The organism is Methylophaga pinxianii (assembly GCF_020447225.1).
Taxonomy (GTDB): Bacteria; Pseudomonadota; Gammaproteobacteria; order Nitrosococcales; family Methylophagaceae; genus Methylophaga; species Methylophaga pinxianii.
Genome location: NZ_JAJAEO010000006.1, coordinates 1 through 210, shown reverse-complemented (window position 1 = coordinate 210; position 210 = coordinate 1). Strand labels below are relative to the sequence as shown.

1 pseudogene is annotated in these 210 nt (G+C 50.0%); it reads left to right on the top strand.

The window, feature by feature from the left end:
- A pseudogene (locus LGT40_RS00030) lies at nt 1-210 on the top strand (PfkB family carbohydrate kinase); the annotation flags it as partial.

The following is a 210-nucleotide window of genomic DNA, read 5'->3' as shown; positions in this document are numbered from 1 at the left end:
TTGATGAAGCCGATGGGCAGGTGATCGAAGCTGATTTGCATCGCCAGCAAATTGATACCCGGTTTTGCCCTCGTCTGAGCGAGGGCAAAATGCCAACCTCCTACGTCACCCTGAACCGTCAAAATGGCAGTCGCACGATTGTGCATTACCGGGATTGTCCGGAAGTGGACTTAGCAACCTTTCAGCAAATCGATTTATCCTCATTTGACT